The 18,387-nt window shown below is 47.2% G+C and carries 16 protein-coding genes; 3 read left to right on the forward strand and 13 right to left on the reverse strand.

The window, feature by feature from the left end:
- Window positions 1-57: 57 nt before the first annotated feature.
- The 7 genes from B8987_RS16660 to B8987_RS16700 all read right to left on the reverse strand — a co-directional run bounded on the left by B8987_RS16660 (window position 58) and on the right by B8987_RS16700 (window position 8,825).
- Window positions 58-810 (reverse strand): VIT1/CCC1 transporter family protein, encoded by a 753-nt coding sequence (locus B8987_RS16660; RefSeq protein ID WP_020374794.1) that lies wholly within the window; start codon window positions 808-810, stop codon window positions 58-60.
- A gap of 1,251 nt (window positions 811-2,061) precedes the next feature.
- Window positions 2,062-2,571 (reverse strand): NUDIX hydrolase, encoded by a 510-nt coding sequence (locus tag B8987_RS16675; RefSeq protein WP_084661724.1) that lies wholly within the window; start codon window positions 2,569-2,571, stop codon window positions 2,062-2,064.
- Complete coding sequence (locus B8987_RS16680) at window positions 2,564-3,841, reverse strand: (Fe-S)-binding protein (RefSeq protein WP_084661725.1); 1,278 nt, start codon at window positions 3,839-3,841, stop codon at window positions 2,564-2,566. The genes B8987_RS16675 and B8987_RS16680 overlap by 8 nt, the downstream gene beginning before the upstream one ends.
- Before the next feature lie 6 nt (window positions 3,842-3,847).
- A complete protein-coding gene (locus B8987_RS16685; RefSeq protein ID WP_084661726.1) occupies window positions 3,848-6,436 on the reverse strand; it encodes an FAD-binding oxidoreductase in 2,589 nt (862 codons plus the stop codon).
- A 277-nt stretch (window positions 6,437-6,713) separates the two neighbouring features.
- Entirely contained in the window at window positions 6,714-7,307 is a 594-nt protein-coding gene (def, locus tag B8987_RS16690) for a peptide deformylase (RefSeq protein ID WP_020374789.1), read from the reverse strand.
- A gap of 31 nt (window positions 7,308-7,338) precedes the next feature.
- Window positions 7,339-7,671 (reverse strand): ribonuclease M5, encoded by a 333-nt coding sequence (locus B8987_RS16695; protein ID WP_020374788.1) that lies wholly within the window; start codon window positions 7,669-7,671, stop codon window positions 7,339-7,341.
- 44 nt (window positions 7,672-7,715) lie between these two features.
- Entirely contained in the window at window positions 7,716-8,825 is a 1,110-nt protein-coding gene (locus tag B8987_RS16700; protein WP_051351024.1) for a glycerate kinase, read from the reverse strand.
- 205 nt (window positions 8,826-9,030) lie between these two features.
- Here B8987_RS16700 and B8987_RS16705 point away from each other — a divergent pair, with 205 nt between their 5' ends.
- Window positions 9,031-9,882 (forward strand): aldo/keto reductase, encoded by an 852-nt coding sequence (locus B8987_RS16705; protein WP_020374786.1) that lies wholly within the window; start codon window positions 9,031-9,033, stop codon window positions 9,880-9,882.
- Between the two features lie 127 nt (window positions 9,883-10,009).
- On the opposite strand, the gene B8987_RS16710 is transcribed toward B8987_RS16705, so the two are convergent.
- The 4 genes from B8987_RS16710 to B8987_RS16725 form a co-directional block, all read right to left on the reverse strand.
- Window positions 10,010-10,399 (reverse strand): PadR family transcriptional regulator, encoded by a 390-nt coding sequence (locus B8987_RS16710; protein WP_020374785.1) that lies wholly within the window; start codon window positions 10,397-10,399, stop codon window positions 10,010-10,012.
- 74 nt (window positions 10,400-10,473) lie between these two features.
- Window positions 10,474-11,664, reverse strand: coding sequence for an acyl-CoA dehydrogenase family protein (locus tag B8987_RS16715; RefSeq protein ID WP_020374784.1), 1,191 nt, complete (start codon window positions 11,662-11,664; stop codon window positions 10,474-10,476).
- Window positions 11,665-11,758: 94 nt separating this feature from the next.
- On the reverse strand, window positions 11,759-13,114 hold the full coding sequence (gene gabT / locus B8987_RS16720; protein ID WP_020374783.1) for a 4-aminobutyrate--2-oxoglutarate transaminase: 1,356 nt from the start codon (window positions 13,112-13,114) through the stop codon (window positions 11,759-11,761).
- A 75-nt stretch (window positions 13,115-13,189) separates the two neighbouring features.
- On the reverse strand, window positions 13,190-14,665 hold the full coding sequence (locus B8987_RS16725) for an aldehyde dehydrogenase family protein (RefSeq protein WP_020374782.1): 1,476 nt from the start codon (window positions 14,663-14,665) through the stop codon (window positions 13,190-13,192).
- A gap of 205 nt (window positions 14,666-14,870) precedes the next feature.
- On the opposite strand from B8987_RS16725, the gene B8987_RS16730 reads away from it, so the two are divergent.
- The gene (locus B8987_RS16730; protein WP_020374781.1) at window positions 14,871-15,179 is read left to right on the forward strand and encodes a rhodanese-like domain-containing protein; all 309 of its coding nucleotides are present in this window, start codon (window positions 14,871-14,873) and stop codon (window positions 15,177-15,179) included.
- 270 nt (window positions 15,180-15,449) lie between these two features.
- Here B8987_RS16730 and B8987_RS16735 read toward each other — a convergent pair whose 3' ends face one another.
- Entirely contained in the window at window positions 15,450-16,445 is a 996-nt protein-coding gene (locus B8987_RS16735) for a heavy metal-binding domain-containing protein (RefSeq protein WP_020374780.1), read from the reverse strand.
- 30 nt (window positions 16,446-16,475) lie between these two features.
- Entirely contained in the window at window positions 16,476-17,282 is an 807-nt protein-coding gene (locus B8987_RS16740) for a heavy metal-binding domain-containing protein (RefSeq protein ID WP_020374779.1), read from the reverse strand.
- Window positions 17,283-17,421: 139 nt separating this feature from the next.
- Here B8987_RS16740 and hemQ point away from each other — a divergent pair, with 139 nt between their 5' ends.
- On the forward strand, window positions 17,422-18,165 hold the full coding sequence (hemQ, locus tag B8987_RS16745; protein ID WP_020374778.1) for a hydrogen peroxide-dependent heme synthase: 744 nt from the start codon (window positions 17,422-17,424) through the stop codon (window positions 18,163-18,165).
- The last annotated feature ends 222 nt before the right edge of the window (window positions 18,166-18,387 follow it).

The raw sequence follows: 18,387 nt of genomic DNA on the forward strand, positions 1-18,387 counted from the left end.
TAAAGGCCTCCCTATTTCGGTTAATACCGTAATGGTATCACGCTTTTAGGTAGGAAGCTATGCACCTAATAACCCCAATGCCCACCCTATTCCGGCCCCTACGGCTGCAGACAGTGAAGCTAATATTCCAAATTGCAAACTGCTCAAGACCAAAGAACTGCCCGTTAAGCGTCCTTTTATAGCCCCCACCGTCAAGGCCGCCAAGAGTGACAACGCCCACGCTAAATCTCTCGCGGTCAAGGTCGGTAGTGGCAAAAGAAAAGGCAAAATAGGAGGACTTGAACCGACCATGACCGCGACAGCCATTGTCACCGCATTGGCCAATGGCGTTTCTTGATGGTTTGGATGCACCCCTAAAGCCTCCCGAACCATAAATTTTAGCCATCGTGGACGACTTGAAATAATATCCTTGCGAATTTGTGCGATAGAACGGTCAGGAATCCCGATGTCTTCCAACAATTCGGTGACCTCCTGAGCCTCCTGATGCGGGTGATTTTGAATATCCGCTTGTTGCTCTTTGATTTGTTGGTGAACCCAGTCATTTTGGGACACCGTGGCTAGATACGAACCGACACTCATCGATACCATGGCAGCGCCCACCGATGAGAGACCCGCAATCACAATCGAACCATGCGATTGATGCGACAAGGCTTCACCCGACACCAAGCCTATTGTCGCAACCAGCCCATCATTTACGCCAAAAATCGCTTCCCGTAATAAGACTTGCAAATTCCAATGATATTTCGGTGTTTCGCCATTGGACTCTGATTGCGGCGATTTAATTCGATTGCCCTGTGATGTTGTTGACATCTAGACGCTGCTACTAAGAACATAGACGTATTGACCTCTGCTAGAGTTTGCCTGCTTCAACGTGTCCCGCCTTCCAAAAAGAGCACCACTACGGTCGACGCGGCACTCCCCAGGCGTAAGTTCTAAGCTAAGCACCCGTAGACTACCTAGTGAGGTGAGGACGAGATATTCCGTCGCTCGTTCAAGCGTAATGGCTTTATTGAAATCATGGTCAATCACCACCCCATAGGATTCACAGGCCATGATCCTTTCCGCCACTGAGATTTTCACGTTCGTATGCCGACAGCGAGAACACTATTTACTGGCAGGATAGAACCTAGAGACTTGCCACAACTTAAGGCCGAGTTTTGCCCTGGTGATTTAATAGAATCCTTGCTTCGCTCTCGACCTATTCCAATGGCGGTAAGTGATCAGAGCCGTAATATATCGGTTTTTGGTAGTGATAAACGCTGTCAGGGTTTTCGACACTTCACTCACCACAAAGGCGTGATACGCTTCTCTCATATTGACTAAACGACCGTAGAGTTTTTATACTCTTAGCACATTTTTGTCAATGTTCCTTCCGGTTTAGTAGCAGGATGTTCACCTCTTTTCTTTTGATCTGTGAGCCTTCTCGTCAAAACATCGTTCTTCTCTATTTAGCGAACAGCGGAAGCTTTATTCACTAAATACCTCACCGCAACTCCTAATGACAAAATTTTAGAGCCCCAAGTCTCCCCCTATTCCCCGACATTTCGGTGGTAAAGGAAAAAGATTCTAGCACCTGTCCTGTTATACTAAGATAGTTTTGATCTGCTTTTTGTGATATAGTGCCCTCCGTCACTATTGCACCAACGGGAATATAACCAATTTCGTTTAATTTCATCCACTTAAGGGGCCGAACTTTAATACGCTGGCGTTCGATAGTCTGTTGTTCTTCGGAAAATGCTTTCACGTCACGATTATCCTTTTTTGAAGCTTGGGAATCCCGATTGGCCCTCAGGCACATCCTCAAGATTTTTTCACCAGGCTAATGGATGGTGGCCCGCTTAACGACCCACTTTCTTAATCCACAACACTATGGATGGCTTGAGATAAACTCTCTTTGTTAGCTCATTTCGAGAACTTCATTGCACCGACAAACCGTTTCTCGTGTTGCTTGGTCTGACAAATCGGCCAGTGACCATGGCTTTCTTAATTTTGTTCCGGTGTTCATGAGTTGGCACTATTTCTGTGTTGAAAACTGGGAACATTTCAACATCCTGGACAAGCTTAATTCGTCACCGGTTTACCAGGATTTTGTCCTTGAAGATAGTGTTGGATAATACTGATGTCATCTGCATTCATTTGACCCAAAGGAATCTGATTAAGAGGCCACCATTTCAAATCTAATAGCTCATGGTTCTCGGGTTTTAACTCCTGAGACGACGAAGACGTATTCTCCACTTGATAGTAAAAACGCAACGAATGAAACGGGTAACGAAAAAATGCAATAAAGCTTTCCCGCAAGCCAAGAAATTGTTGAACATTCACCACAAGACCCGTTTCTTCAAAGAACTCGCGTGTGAGTCCGGCTTCTAGCGTTTCCCAGGGTTCAATGCCCCCACCCGGCAAATCCCATTTTCCACTGAACCGGGATAGGGACAACAAAATCTGCTGGTTCTGGACAAGAAGGCCATATGCCGCAGGACGAAAGTGAATTTCTTGGGGAGAAAATTCGTGGAAGTGCCCATGCAAATCAGAAATTTTAACGGGTCGTGAGGGCGGTTTGGGTCTAGGCATCCACACATTCTCCTTGATCCAACATGCGTTCAGCACGCTGTGCAGCACGTTCCAAATAGACGGCCAGATGCTGAACCCTATCGGCATCCCAATCATAGCGCTGCACTCCCCAGCGCATCTGAAAATGACATCCGGGATTGTTGACAATAATAAGGTCAGGTTGCATATCTGCAAGAATTATCATTTTTTGTTCGAGAATACTCATGGCCCATTCTCTTTGCTCAATATTGTACGTCCCAGCCGATCCACAACAGCTATCTTGACCACTGTACGGCACAAAGAGATCTCCTGTGACACCCTTCAGGAGGTCCACCGTATCCTGTCCCGCATGTTCAACGTTTACTAAATGACAGGAATTCTGAAGGGTCACCCGCTTCCCGCTTCCTCTTAAGGGCACCTTGTGTTGCACCCGGTTAAAGACCGTCGCCCAATCCCGAACGCGTGCGCTAAACTGGCGTGCTTTGTCAGCGTACTTCGGATCATCGGCGAGCAATTCACCGTACTGCATAAGCATCGCCCCACAGCCCCCCGCCGTATTTACAATAAGTTTTTCACTATGCAAAAAAACATCGATATTCTGACGAGCCATCGCTTTGGCTTCTTCGGCGTATCCACTGTGTAGATGAAGCGCTCCACAACAACCTTGCTGGGCAGGGCTATCACTTTGTATGCCACCACGCGCCAACAAATTTTTCGCCGCCTGATTGGCATCGGCAAATTGTGCCGACATAATACAGCCTTCAAAAAATTCGACCGCGAATGTTGCCGTGGATGACGAGAGCGTAACCTTTGCTATCTGTTGTTCGGTGTATCCTAAAAAAGGCTTCAACGACTCTAATGGTTTAGGAAGCGAAATCTTTTTAAACCGGTTTCCCACACGCACCACACCGCGCAACCATTGTGGCTTTTTCACAAGTTTTAGGATTTGTCTCGTGGCAAAGGACAGCTGCGATCTTTGTTTACTGTGAGATGCTGATCGCAACATATCCCGACCTGTCTCCAAAATTCTGTGATAGCGAACTCCCGACGGGCAAGCTGTTTCACACGCCCGGCAATCTAAACAATGACTTAAAGAGTCATCCAAACCCTCACCAATGGCAATTTCACCCTGAATCGCCGCTTCAATCATGGCAATCCTTCCGCGGGGCGATTGCAGTTCGTTACTCGTTAATTGATAGGTCGGACAAACTGGCAAACAAAACCCGCACTTATTACAATGCTCTATATCCTCAGTCGCAATCATCCACGATGGCTGGGCGTCGATTGTCATTTCCCCCTATTCATGAATTTTCGAAAACACTTCGTATGGATCAAATACCTGCTCTAGTCTCTTACGAATCGCTTGCCACGCTGCTTCTACAGGTTTTTCCCAGTAACGACCCGATCCTACAACCCGCTGTAAGCCGAGAACATCCGACCGGAACGAAGATTTGCCGTAGATTTCAAAAGCTCCACTTCCGGGATAGACAATCCACGACAAAACATCGTGGTTTCCCTCTAGTCCCTGCACAAGAGATTCAAGCCGAGACACTTTCAGGCCCCCTTCACCATAAATACCATGGTTTAAGGCCCAATGGATTAACTCTTGTCGCTTCTGCTCCCATTGTTTCCATAGCTCTTCGTCAACCCATGTAACGTGAACACCTAATTTTTTACATAAGCTTTCCACCAAACTTTCCGTGGCGTGAAATCCCGAAGCCTGATGAGAAAGCCATAAACAGGGGTCTTCATCCCGCCAATGGGTGAGAACCATCCCTTCCGGCCGATTATAATGACCACTTAAGTCGAGACTCATCTTCAGTAGCGTTTGAGCATCGCTGTGCGACACATATCCGAAGAGCCGGTGTTTTGGATAGGGGCGCAATCGTAAGATGACTTTGGAGATGGCTCCTAAGGTTCCCCATGATCCAATAGCTAACTTGGTAACATCGTACCCTGCAACATTTTTCATGGTTTTCCGTCCAAACCGTAGCACGTCACCGCGCCCGTCCACCCATTCCACCCCAAGGACAACATCGCGCCACCCGAACAGAAAACTATTCCGCCAATTCCGTGCATTGGAGGCGATTAACCCACCTACCGTGTCTTCTCCGGTATAGGGCAACAAAGGAACGTCTAAACCCTGTTGATGCAATAACGCCAAGAGCTTGGCCGCGGCAAATCCCGCTTCGACCTCGAGGGTCAAATTATCCCGGTCGAAATCCACAAGTTGATTCAATGCGGTCATTTCGATGTGAGTATCCGGAGCTCCCCCGACCACCGGCCACCTTTGAAAACCTCCTCCTATAGAGACCCGGAAATGCTTACCAATGGCGGTTCTAATCGCATCTTGGAGATCCTCGGCGCTCCCTGGTGTCCATATGCTCGATCTTGGTATCGCTTCTGTTAACTCTGGCCTATCCCCGGTAACGGTTTTTGGTGCCAAGACCACTTTCAAAGGGTTCAGCAATTCCTTAGGATCGAAGGCTCTTTTAATCTGAGCCATAATCTGCCGCTCTTTTGGACCATACATCAGGTCCATATTTTCCAGCTTATCAATACCTACCCCATGTTCCCCCGTAATGGCTCCACCCCGAGCAACACAGGCTTGAAGTATCGCCCGGTCGGTCTCTTTTAAACGCTGTAATTCTTCCGGGTTAGCCGGATTATAAGTAATGATCGGGTGCAGATTACCGTCTCCCGCGTGAGCGGAGCAAAAGATATCAAAGCCATAACGATGGCCAATTTCCAGCACGTCTTGCATCATGGCCGCCAACAGGGGTCTTGGTACCGTAACATCCTGTATCCACAAATGCGGCGCCAAACGGGCTGCCGCGCCGTAGTGAGAACGTCGACCTCGCCACAAAGCATCCGCTTCTAAATCGGTGGTAGCGATGCGAAAATCTGTTGCCCCCTGTTGCTGAACAATCTCCTGAATGCTCGCCACTTTTTCCAATACATCATTTGACGGTCCGTCCACCTCGATGAGCAACACGGCTCCGGCTTCAACAGGGTAGCCCGCATGCACAAACGACTCCACGAGCTGCAAAGATTTTTTATCTAATAATTCCAAGGTAGCCGGAACGATTTGCTGAGCAATTAAGGCAGATACCGTATCAAGGGCTTGTTCCACCGATGAAAAAACACCTAACATTGTCTTAATGGTTTCCGGTTGGGGCCAAATGGCGGCGACAATCTCCGTGAAGATCGCCATAGTACCTTCTGATCCGACCAAAATACCGGTAAAATCTAAATCAGTACGGTAATCCCGGGCCGTAGGTGTCCACAGTTTGGTCCCATCGGCTAAAACGACTTGCAGTTGAACCACGTGATTGGTCGTTACACCATATTTGACGCAATGAGGTCCTCCAGAATTTTCAGCGACATTGCCACCCAATGTGGCAATTTTATGACTTGCTGGATCCGGGGGATAGAAAAATCCTAGGGGCTTTAGGACCTGCTGCAAGTCCCAATTGACAACACCCGGTTTCATTCTGACCTCACGGCTCACCGTATCAATTTCTAAGATGTCCCGTTGAGCTGTTAAAGTGAGAACTACTCCCCCTAATATGGGAGTAGTGCCTCCACTTAAGTTGGATGAAGAGCCCCGGGGGATAACATAAATATGATGTTTGTCACATGCTCGCATCACCTGTTCGACGTCGTTGTCCGTCTTGGCAAAGACCACTAAGTCTGGCACATAACGTTCACCCGTCGCATCATAACTGAATGCTATGCGTTGGTCATAATCCACAATTATTTGCTGCGGTTCTAAAAATCGCTCGAGGTCGTGGATTAATTCTTGTAATGCATGCTCCTCTAGGGCAGGATAGCCCTCCGTTAGATGATGCCGATCCAATTGTCCCGCTAATGACTTGATGCCCATACCGAATTCTCCTACACATGAGACCTCATGACCATGATATGCAGCACACGGAAATCTCCAAACCTCTTCCGCTCATATTGCCCCTGCGTTATCCTGACTTTTTTGAAATTTCTCTCCCCACAACCACCTAGCAGTGAGGACATAAGAGAGACCTTTTCGTATGGTCAATCCTGGTCCTGGCACGGTAACGGACCATTAGTGTGGTAAGTCGCTACCATGGCATTGTGCGGTGAAAATCTGTCCATAGGATGAGAGGAGCCAACGAAAAATTTCAAACTTACCAAATCAACGCATGACCTGGCAAGGGCCGCCGACGACTTTCAATGAAATGCCGCAAATCGTCAGTGAGAGGTTTCTTTTCATATTGTGGTTGACCATCTTTGCCCCGTTCGCTGAGCTCTTCCAAGGTATAGAGATCATCCAAGGAATCAATCCGATCGATAAACAAGACGCCCTCTAAATGATCGACTTCATGTTGGATAATGCGAGCATCAAATCCCTCAAATCCCCGGCGCCATGGCTGCCCATTAATATCCGTCCCGGAAAGTTCAATGTATTCTGCTCTCCGCGTCGGACCATAAATCCCTGGTACACTAAGACATCCATCATAATCTTTCAGTTCGCCTCGTGCTCGAATGATTTTGGGATTGATTATAATCTCCGGATCTTGCATTGTGATGCCCTTCCATATAAAAACGCGTCTGGGAGAACCAATTTGTGGTGCGGCAATACCATAGGCAGCGACCGTCGGCCAGGTATCAAACAAATCGGTAAATAATTGCCTGACCTCATCAGTAAATGATTTGACCCGTGTTGTCCTCATTCGTAAAAAGTCATTTTGCGTACTAATCGTCCAAATTGCTTGTTCCAATAGACTCTCCCTCATCCGGTTGCACGTAATTTTAATCCCATTCGAGTATACCCAATCGCTTAAAACGCTCCATAATGTAATCGACCGGAGTATGTTCCACTCCATTATAACCAGGTTTTGTGTAAACGTTCAGGGCATCTGGAAAAGCCTCACGCAATATCCGGCGAATGCGCCGGCCAGCCGCATCCGCATCCGTAAAGATCACAACTGTATGGTGTTTAACCGCTTTGCGAATCCGCTCCAAACGATCCTGATTCGGAATTCCAAATGTCGGGATAATGGGAATTTCAGGGGGAAGAACAGCTTGCAGCCGTGAACGATCATTTTTTCCTTCAACAATAATCGCAAACGTTTCATCAGCCATGAGCAAATGACCTCCTTGGGAACAGTCACGGGTTTTGCATAAAATCACGGATGGCACTGTTCCAAAGTAAATCCAACGTGTATCGCAGCGTCTCGCATATAGCATCGAGCATTGGTCATCGCCTCGTCTAGCGACAGAGGTCCCGGAACTATAGGATAGATCAATCGGACGCCTTTTTTGTACAAATCCTCAACTCGTCCTGCTCGACTTCCGACAATGGCCACCACGGGTTTATTTTGCAAATGACTACGTTCGGTCACTATATTGACTAATTTCCCTTGCAACGTTTGTGAATCGAGTTTACCCTCACCGGTTATAATCCAGTCGGCCCAATTTATCCACTCATCAAGCGAAACCCAATTGGCCACCACTTCAGCCCCGGACTGAAGAATTCCTCCCAAGGCCAATATAGCAAATCCCATGCCTCCAGCACTGCCTGCCCCCGGAATGTCATCCCAATGATGATTGGGTCCCTGGACAATTTGCGCGAAGTGAGCCATATCTTGGTCTAATGAATTGAGGCGCTGAGAGGGAACCCCTTTTTGGGGTCCAAACATCATGACGGCCCCATTCGTTCCGGTAAGAGGAACATTAACATCCGTCAATCCAATTAGCGGTTTTGTGATGGGCTGGATTCTAGCCTCCATTACGCGGCCGAGATAACGACCTAGCGGTTTTACGGGATTATGATCTTGATCAAAAAAATCGCAGTCTAGAGCAGCCATGAGTCCCATGCCGCCATCGGTACTGCCACTTCCCCCCAAGGCCACGATCACCCGGCTTACGTCAGGATGACTGAGAGCCTGGCGGATTAGTTGTCCCGTTCCATAACTGGTCGTCGCATCACCATCTCGTAGTCGCTTATCCGGAGTTACAAATCCTGAAGCAACAGCAACCTCGATAATCGCCGTATCGTTCCATAAAACCCAATATCCGGCGTGTAATCGACCATAAATATCCTGACATTCTGCCGGGATAATTTTCCCACCCAAGAACTGAGCCACGGCAGCAGTCCCTTCTCCTCCATCGGCGACAGGAAGAACACGAATATCCCAAGACGGAAAGACTTCTAGGAGCCCACTGGCAATGGCACGACCAGCGTCCAGAGAAGACAGCGATCCTTTAAATGAATCGACAGCAACTAAGATTTTCACCTACAAGCCCCTCCTGGTAGCTATTTTACCATTGACAGAGAAGCTTTCCATCTTTCGTAGGAACTTATGGGTCGGTTTTGGCACGCAGAACGAGAATATTCGGAAGCCTTTGCTATACTGTAAACAAGCTTCTATGCATTATGCGTTTTTTATTCCCGAATCGTAGGAAAGAAGCAAGACAAAGAAATAATAAATGGAGGGAATTATGCAAGTCGTGAGTTTTGGCACCAATGTCACTTATCCAGCCTTGGGACAAGGCACATGGCGCATGGGTGTTGACCCGAATTTGTTTACGCATGAGGTCAAAATGCTCCAAGAAGGAATCCAGCAGAACTTGCGCGTCATCGATACAGCCGCCATGTACGCTGATGGTGGCGCAGAACGAGTGGTTGGCCAGGCTATACAACCGTACCGGCATGACGTATTTGTCGTCACGAAAGTATGGCCCACGCACGCAGATTATGAGGGCGTTATTACCTCGCTTAAAAATTCATTGGACCGCTTAAATACCTCTTATGTGGATTTATTCCTCCTGCACTGGCCCAGCAAACAATATCCACTCCAAGAAACAATGCGCGCCATGGCTACGGTTTATGAAAAAGGTTGGACAAAATCCCTAGGCGTAAGTAATTTCAATGTTGATTTATTAAAACAAGCCCAACAATTCTTGGGGGACATTCCCCTCGTCGCCAATCAGGTCGAATATTCACTAACAGCCCGGGCGGCAGAACTCACTGTTATACCGTATTGTCAAGACCACAATATTACAGTCATGGCTTATTCCCCTATAAAACATTTAAATGCATTAGATCCTAATGGTCCTCAACGTCGTCTTCTACACGCACTGGCCAGAGACTATCACACGACTGAACACGTCATCGCGTTAGCATGGGTGATCCGCCAAAGGGAAGTCATCGCAATTCCCAAAACGTCTCAACATGACCATTTACTAGCCAATCTTTCTGCCTTAACCCTGAACTTATCACCTGATGATGAAAAGCGCCTCGATGCCTTGTTCCCTCCATCTTCGCATGACTTAACCATACAATTGTTATGAAAACAAATCACATGCCCCTTCTTGAATGATGACCAAGAAGGGGCATGTATCGCCCTTCGAAAGGATCAAGGAACGCTCACAGGAAGACCAACCGGAGCATTGGTTTAGAATTTCGGTGCGCAGCCCATTATTCTTCAGATTTATTGGCTTCTTCCCACCACGTTAAAAACAAATCCATTGAATTTCGACGCACACGTAGTTCGGCAGCCCATTGTTTTAGCCGTTCAATTCCTTCATCAGTAATCCGGTAAAACCGTTTGGGGGCTCCCTGATCCTCTGTAATCCATGATGACGATACCGCCCCTTGATTTTCTAAATCACGCAATAGTCGGTAAACTCCACCACTATCGATAATCCATACAGGGGGCAATTCATCTTGTAGCCGTTTTAAAATGGCCCCCCCGTGCATGGGTTGTTGATATATAAACAGTAATATAAATGCTTCTAGATGTTTGCCAGTTTGATATCGTCTCCCTGGCTCCATTGCATTTGGCATCAAAAGTCCCTCTTTTTTCATGGAATTCTCTCCTTACCTTAACAAAAAGCGGGACCTGATGCCATTATTCTGAGGAGCCAATACGAGGAATTTCCCTAAAACGCCTCTTCACCAAGAAGATTTCGGCCAACAATCAACGTGTGAATCTCATAGGTTCCCTCATACGTATCCACGGTTTCCAAGTTCGCCATGTGACGAATTGAGGCATAATCTGTACTAATACCATTTCCGCCTAGTAATTCCCGAGACATTCGGGCAATTTCCAAGGCGGCCCGGGCATTGTGTCGCTTCGCCAACGAGACATGGGCATAATCAAGTTGGCCGTTTTGGTACAGCCAACCCAGTTGGCGTGCCATTAACTGCATACTCACTAACCTGGTTTGCATGTCTACAATGCGTTCTTGCACCAGTTGTGTCGCGGCAATAGGGCGACCAAAAGCCACACGAGTTTTGGCATAAGTCGCAGCCTCTACTAGGCAATCCATGGCTGCCCCTATAGCTCCCCAGGCAATGCCGTAGCGAGCTTGCGTTAAACAACTAAGGGGTGCCCCTAAACCCTTAGCATGTGGGAGTTGTAGACTTTGATCGACGTGTACACCATCTAAATAGAGTTCGGAGGTCGCAGACATTCGCATAGAAGCTTTGGTGTGGATCGGCCGAGCAGAAAATCCTGGAGCATCGGTCGGCACGATAAAACCACGAATCGTTCCAGTATCATCCTTCGCCCACACAATCGCAATATCTGCTAAATGACCGTTAGTAATCCAGCGTTTAGTTCCTGAAAGCACATAGTCATCGCCCACTTGATGGGCCTTCGTGAGCATTGAGGCGGGATCAGAACCCGCGTCCGGTTCGGTCAAGCCGAAACATCCAATCACTTGGCCCGAAGCCATAGCCGGGAGATACTGACGGCGTTGTTCTTCTGAACCATAACGATAAATTGCGTACATCGCCAAAGCTCCTTGGACGGAAGCAAAGGACCTGAGTCCCGAATCCCCGCGTTCCAATTCTTGCATGATTAGTCCATAAGCAAGCGGGGATAAGGCACTCCCCCCATATTCTTCGGGTAAATTGGATCCCAATACCCCTAGGCGTCCTAATTCTGGGATCAGTGAAACGGGGAATTCGCCTGCTTGCCACCATTGCCCGGCAAAGGGTTTAATCTGTTCATCAACGAAATGGCGGACTGCATGCTGAACATCTCTTTCTTCTTCTGTCCATAGTCCCGATATTCGGTAGAAATCTTCAACTTTTGCCACGATATCGTCAACATCTATTATCTCCATTGGTTCGCGACTATCCTTTCCTGACCAATTTCGCTGCTACTTCTAAAAAAGAGTCGTTGGCATGTCTCGTTCCCATGAAGGGAAGAAGAGGGCCTTAGTGCTGGCCCTCTTCTTCAAATGCTTTTTCCAAAATATTTAACGCCTCTTCTAGCATATCTAAAGGCGTATTTAAGGGGGCTAGGAACCGAATCACGTTGCCATAAATACCAGCCTTGAGCATAATGACACCGTGATGTAAGGCATAGTTTAATATACGCGCCGTCAAATCGCTGTAAGGCTCCTTGGTTTGGGGATCTTTCACCAATTCAATAGCAACCATTGCTCCTAATCCGCGAACGTCCCCAATCACTGGATACTTCTTTTGCATCGCGCTAAGACGCGTCATTAAATACTCTCCTTGCTTCTCAGCTTGCGACAGAAGATCCTCTTCCTCGAAAATATCCAAAACCGCATTTCCAGCAGCTGTAGCTAATGGATTACCCACATAGGTTCCGCCAATCTGAGAGTCTCCGGGTCCGTCCATGACTTCCGCACGGCCCATGACCCCAGACAAGGGCACACCATCGGCAATAGATTTCGCCATCGTTAACAAATCTGGGCGGATATTCGCATATTCGGTGGCAAAAAACTTTCCTGTACGGCCAAAACCGGTCTGAACTTCATCCACGATTAAGAGAATTCCATGACGTTCGGTAAATGCTCGCAACCAGGGTAAAAAGCTCTTGGGAGGAACCACAAAACCGCCTTCTCCTTGAACGGGTTCCACAATCACCGCAGCAACATCTTCTGGGGCAACTTGAAGCATCAACGCTTGTTCGATGGCCTGGTAACAGGTTTCGTCACATTCATGTTGCAAAGAACCCTGGGCATAGGGACAGCGGTAGGGATACGGAAAAGGCACACGATATACTTCTGGCGCAAAAGGCCCCATACCTGCCTTATACGGGTGAACCTTACTCGTTAGTGTCATAGCCATCAACGTGCGGCCATGAAATGCCCGCTCAAATGCAATAATCCCTTTACGCTTCGTGTAAGCGCGGGCAATTTTAATGGCATTTTCCACAGCTTCAGCACCCGAGTTAAAAAAGACCGTTGTAGCAGGACCACCACCAGGAAACTTCGCATTGAGCCTTTCCGCCAACCGAACGTAACTTTCATAAGGCACGACCGTAAAATCCGTATGTAAGAACCGGTCAACTTGCTCATGCAAGGCTTGTCGCACTTTATCATGCGTATGTCCGACATTTAATACCCCAACGCCACCTGTTAAATCAATAAAGGTGTTGCCGTCGATATCTGTGAGCAAACTGCCATGGGCTTTATCAATAACAAGCGGCGCATATACCGATGTTGCCCTTGGCGTCGCCTTATCGATGCGGGCTAGTACAGATTGCGAGCGAGGTCCTGGAATTTCTGTCTTAAGTTCAATATATTTAGTAGCGGTTGCCATAAAAATCCTCCTTAGCGTATCAAGAAAGTATCAAGGTACTGCCGATAAATTGTCTATGCCATAAAAGAGAGTTTTTTAGTCGTCTATCTGAGCTCGTTGAAGTTTGCCACTGTAGTCCACATATACCGCTTTCCATTCCGAGAAGAAATCTAAAGCGGCCGTTCCGGCTTCGCGGTGACCATTCCCAGTACCCCGAGTTCCGCCAAAAGGAAGATGGATTTCAGCGCCAATGGTGCCAGCGTTAATGTACACAATCCCCGTAGCTAAATCGCGTATGGCTTGGAATGCGGCATTCACATTGCGCGTAAAGATAGACGAACTGAGCCCATATGTGACTTTGTTATTGACCTGGATAGCTTCTTCAAGCGTCTTGACTTTGATCATAGATAGCACCGGACCAAAAATTTCTTCTTGTGCTATGCGCATTTCGATGGTGACATCAGTGAATAGGGTGGGAAGATAGAAATTTCCAGCCGATAAGCCACTATCATGAGGGACATCTCCTCCGATTTCCAAATGAGCCCCTTCGTCTTGTCCTATTTGAACATATTTATGAACTTTTTCGACGGCCTGGCGATTTATCAAAGGTCCTACATCCGTTTTGCTATCCAATCCGGATCCCAAACTGAGCTTCGCAATTCGGTCCTTTAAGCGCTCTCGCAGGACATCATAAATCCCCTCTTGCACAATAAGTCGGGAACAGGCCGTGCACCGTTGACCTGTCGTTCCGAATGCACTCCAAATAATACCATCGATAGCTAAATCCAAATCGGCATCATCGAGAACAATAATGGCATTTTTCCCACCCAATTCTAAAGATACCCGCTTTAATTGGGATCCAGCCACTTGCGCCACATGTCTTCCCGTTTCATTCGATCCGGTAAATGATATTAAAGCGACATCGGGATGACTGATTAAAGTTTCTCCGACTTCACTGCCCGATCCGAAGACAAGATTAACAACCCCAGCTGGAACCCCTGCTTCTTCCAATATTTTTACTAGTTCATAAGCCAGTTGCGGAGTTTCTGACGCTGGCTTGAAGACCACAGTATTCCCGGCCACTAGCGCAGGGAAAATTTTCCACGTTGGGATAGCCATAGGAAAATTCCACGGAGTTATAATAGCGGCCACTCCAATAGGATCACGGACTGCCATCGCAAATTTATTAGGGAGCTCAGAGGGAGTGGTATAGCCAAAAGACCGGCGGCCTTCACCAGCCATGTAAAATGCCATATCAATGCCTTCTTGGACATCGCCCTCTGCTTCCAATAAGACTTTGCCCATTTCTTGCGTCATTTTCTTGGCTAGTTCTGATTTGCGTTCCATTAACAATTGGCCTACGCGAAATAATATTTCACCCCGTTTAGGAGCCGGAACCAGTCGCCACGATTGAAATGCCTCTTTTGCTGCAGCCACAGCACGATTGACATCCTCTCGTGAAGACCGCGGTACTTCCACAAGCACTTCGCCAGTTGCCGGATTATAGTCATTATGATATTGCCCATTAACGGGTTCAGACCATTGCCCGCCAATAAAATTTAATAGGCGCACATGCATCCTCCTCTTCCATCACAAAATTGAGAAAATTTACGCAAGGGATAAGTCTTACTCTCTTCCCCTTCCTCAGTATACTGAAATCGCTGGCGTTGTGCTTATATCGGAACCGTTTTCAGATAGCTTTGGCTTATTGCCAGTGAATTTGTTCATTGATACAATTTTGTTATACACAAGTTCAATGTTTTGATTTGTGAGGAGGATGAAATTGGTTCACCACTTATCACCCGAACGGGTCGAAAGCATGGCGCGGAACGGACAGGCCATCGTGGTTGACGTTCGTGAATCGAGCGAATACAAACAGGGACATATCCCCCGGGCACGGCACATCCCACTGAGTCAGTTAGTCCACCGCTTAAAAGAAGTGAGTAAATCGCACACAGTTGTTGTGGTGTGTCAAAGCGGCAACCGGTCTGCACGCGCCTGCGAGATGCTACAACAAGCCGGATACACCAAAGTGTTCAACTTGTCGGGCGGCATGAATAACTGGAAAGGCCCTGTTGAACGATAAAAATCGCCTGTCAACGATCCCGGCCTACAGGCCGGGGCTTGCAGGTGTTTCGCCAAGAAAATCCTCTTGTAGATCAGTGATAAAAAAACGATTTGACGGGGATGCTTGCGCTAACCCACCAATCCTCCACAGAACAGATAGAGGATAGTTCGAGACCATTGAAGCTCTGCATTGTGATCTTAATGAATAATATCGTTTGAGAGCCTCCGGCAATCCCGACGAACCATTGGTCGGAGTCGCGGCGACACTATCCAATAGGGCCAACCTCAATTAATTTAACAACAAATACTTTGCGATATCGGATTTGGTCACTTGTCCCGTGCTGAGACGAACAATGCTCGCCCCTGTTGCAAAGAATTCTGTATTAAACGCTGGCACTTCTGCTCTTCCCATATCATCATAGGGATAAAAGGTTCCATCAATAGTCAGTCCATTGTCGAACAACCCATTCCGCACAAAAATAATCTCCGTTTCCTCTACCGAATAATCAATCTTGACCCCCACAAAACCCGATACAGGATAATGACGCGCTCCGTCCTGCCGCATTTTTTGCAGCGCTAGATCCCGGCTTTGCATAAACCTATTGCTTATGTCTGTCAATTCTTGGTTATACCAACTTTGCGCAATACCATATTTCGTGGAAAATCCTACCGGCATACAATGCCAGTGATAGCCTAAAGCAATGTTGACTGGCAACCATCCCCGCTGGAGTAATTTATAAGTGTCTTCCCCACTCAGCGGACTGACCAAGGGTTTCACCGGTGGATTCAGTCCCATAAAACGCACAGCGGTGCCGAGTATGGTGAAAGAGACCACGGTTTCATCCCGTTGAAAGCGGTAACGGGCATTGAGTACGGCATGCGCTCCAACCGCGGTTGCCTCTTGAATTAAGCGATCAATCGCCTCATCCTTGGCCCGGTAATAAGCTCGTACTAGGTTCGTGGCATCTAAATTGCTGTCAAGAAAGATGTGCCCTTGACTATCTGTCGCGGCATGAAAATAACAAGCCCCACTCACTTGAACAAGGGGTTCAATCCGGAGATGCTCTACCAAGAAAAAATCTGGTGTCGAATAAGTACTCATCCACGGCAATTCGCCCGATATAGTACGGTGTAAACGTACTTTGGCTTTATTGGGTAAATCACCAGATTCTAATGCCTGTAGATCAGCTTGCATCTCTTCTGGTCGTTGGCTTTCATAGACTTTATTCGTCAAAGACGTCCGTGGCCCGTCTTGTGGCTTAGAGGGCCTGCGAAAAAAAGGCATAAAGACCATCTCCCTTCTCCGGGGAACACCTTAATCGGTTGTATTATCATTCATGGGCAAAACCAGGTTCGGTGGCGTCATAACACTATCCTGAAACTTCACAACAGCCGTCCCTACAGCAAAAAATTCAAGAATATGCGAATCCCAACTATGATTGTTTTCGTGGAGATGAACGCCTACAATGCCCTGCGCTTTTAGTTCTGCTGCTTCCGTTTGCATGCGCTCCATGGCACGTTCCCTTGCATCATAAAGTCCTTGAGTGTATGGAAGTAACTCCCGGTTTTGTCCTAACTGTCGTATTGTCGCCAACGTTCCTTGATGGGCAACATGATACACACAAGAGCCCATAACCAAGCTGACGGGCCGGTATCCAGCTTGCATTAATAAATAAAAATCTTGTCCTGAAAGATCGGAGGTAAAGGGTTTTCCTTTAATTGTGCGGTGGCTTGACCCATCCTTGGCTTTGACAGCCGTCCCAATTGCGACAAATTCTGCAATATGTTGTCCCCATTCCCGGTGACTGACTTGTAGACGTACACCAATAATTCCATCCGCTTTGAGCGCATCGGCCTCTTCCTCCATGCGGGTCATGGCGAGTTCACGGGCATTGTACATGGCTTGCGATAAAACTGTCATTTCCTGGTTCTTTGTCCAATTGGCCTGCTGATAACCTATGTGGTAAATAGATGATCCCATAACCATGCCTAGAGGGGTAAATCCTGCTTCTTCAACCAAAATGAACTCGTTTACCGATAGATCACTGGTAAATACGAAATGATCAGGTTCCTGTTGTAACCGCGACAACGCATCTTGGGGCAGATCGGAATATTCCGCCATTTTTAGTTGACCCGTTCTTAAAGTTCTCCAGGTCGTCCTCCCTTCCAATTTCTTGGAATCAGTATAGCAAATTGGAATCAGCAATGTGGGGGGATTGGTGTGGTATACTACTGGCGATATGATAGCGGAGGCGACGAACATGGCAGATGCAATCGAAACGATCGAAGGCTGGTATGCCTTGCACGATTTTCGCCAGATAAACTGGCCCTTATGGAATTCCTGCACGTCATCAGAACGGGAAGATGCAATTTCGTCATTAATGAAAATCCTAAACCAATGGACAGCCGTGGAAGAATCTGGAGAGGGCAGTACAGGCATCTACCACATTATTGGACACAAAGCGGATCTGTTATTTGCCAATTTTCGTCCAACCGTTGACGAACTGCTTCAAGCCGAGTTGGACATTGACAAATCGCCCATGAGTCGCTTTTTTACCAAACCGTATTCTTATTTCTCAGTAGTAGAATTAAGTAAGTATCTTGTTAAAGGACAAGTTGATCCCTTGGCGTTGCCAGGGACTAAAGAGCGTCTTTACCCTATTTTGCCGAAAACACAGTATGTGTGTTTTTATCCCATGAATAAGCGGCGAGAAGGCCAGGATAACTGGTATATGCTGAGCAAAGACGAACGCCGGGAAAAAATGAAGGGACATGGCATCTTAGGTCATAAGTATGCCGACCGTGTTACCCAAATCATAACCGGTTCCCAAGGGCTTGATGACTGGGAATGGGGTGTCACACTGTATGCTAATGACATGTTAGATTTTAAAAAACTTATCTATGAAATGCGATTCGATGAAGCCAGTGCACGCTTCGCTGACTTTGGCCCATTTCTTGTTGGCAAACGCCTGACCCAGGAATCGCTTCAAGTTCTATTAGGTTAGATTTATGACATTCTCCATTCTCTGTGACTTCTCTGTTATTTGGAAGCGCAGAGAATGGGGTTACATATGATCTGCCAGATCGCGCGTGTTTTCGGTTTTAACTGCTTTCTAATTTTCTATTTTTCCCTCCTATCTCTAATTTTTAATTCCGGGCACAAGCTTCCTTGTACGTCTTTTGTGGATGTGTTTTCAATCATATTATCAAGTTGAACAAATTCTCAA

The sequence above is a fragment of the Sulfobacillus thermosulfidooxidans DSM 9293 genome (genome assembly GCF_900176145.1).
Classification (GTDB): domain Bacteria; phylum Bacillota; class Sulfobacillia; order Sulfobacillales; family Sulfobacillaceae; genus Sulfobacillus; species Sulfobacillus thermosulfidooxidans.